The sequence below is a fragment of the Streptomyces sp. NPDC020192 genome, assembly GCF_044388685.1.
GTDB lineage: Bacteria > Actinomycetota > Actinomycetes > Streptomycetales > Streptomycetaceae > Streptomyces.
Window position 1 is genome coordinate 1 of record NZ_JBIRXG010000136.1, and the last position, 1021, is coordinate 1021.

Annotated in this window: 1 protein-coding gene and 1 pseudogene; both read left to right on the forward strand. The window is 69.4% G+C overall.

Annotated features, from left to right (window positions below; all coding sequences use genetic code 11):
• Window positions 1–246: pseudogene (locus tag ACH47Z_RS47260) on the forward strand (TetR family transcriptional regulator); the annotation flags it as partial.
• A gap of 74 nt (window positions 247–320) precedes the next feature.
• On the forward strand, window positions 321–1021 hold a 701-nt coding region (locus ACH47Z_RS47265; protein ID WP_399086888.1), incomplete at its 3' end, for an alpha/beta fold hydrolase.

Genomic DNA, 1021 nt, shown 5'->3' on the forward strand with positions numbered 1-1021 from the left:
AACCCCGAGGCGGCCCAAGCGCTCGCCCGCCATGACGCGGCGATCCGGGCGGCAATGGCGGAGTTGCTCGCACCACTCCTCGCGGCCACACCGAGCAAGGTGACCGAGACGGATCTCGACATGCTGCTGCGCGTCGTCGTCGCTATCCGGGAAGGCGGGCTCGCCCAGAGCCTGGTGGAACCGGCAGCGCTCCCGCACGGCGAGTTGGAACGCCGGTTCCTGCCCGCGCTGCTGGGAGGGCTGTGATGGCGCCGTGTATCGAGCAGTGGTGGTCCGAAGGGGAACTGGTCCCGCTCACCGTCGCGGGAGTCCCGCGCCAGGTGTTCGTCCGCCGCATCGGCAGCGGTCCCGTGATGACCCTGCTCCACGGGTTCCCCAGTTCGTCGCACGACTGGGCCCGGGCGGTTCCTGTTCTCGCCGCTCGCCACACCCTCCTCATACCGGATTTCCTCGGCTTCGGCGCGAGCGAGAAGCCGGCCGATCACGACTACTCGATCCACGAGCAGGCCGATTTGGTGGTCGCGTTGTGGCAGCACGAGGCGGTGACCTCGACGCATCTGGTGGCGCACGACTACGGGGCCACCGTGGCGCAGGAGCTGCTCGCGCGCGGCGCCGACGGGTCATTGAGGAGTCGGATCACGAGCCTGACGCTGCTGAACGGCGGCATCTACCCGGAACTCCACCGGCCGGAAGCGGCCCAGACGGCGCTGCTCGATCCGGAAACCGGCCCCCGGCTCAGCGCAGCACTGACCGGCGAGCTCATGGCCACCGCCCTCGCACCGACCTTCGCCGAGCACTACGACCCGAGCGCCGACACAGCCGCGATGTGGAAGAGCATGAGCCGCGGTGACGGCCACCTGAACTCCCACCGGTTGATCCACTACATCACCGACCGGACTGCCCACCGCGACCGATGGGTGGCAGCCATGGAGACCAGCGATCTGCCCAAGACGTTCATCTGGGGCCTGCGGGACCCCGTCGCGGGTGCCCACATCGCCGAGCGGATCGCCCAACGCATGCC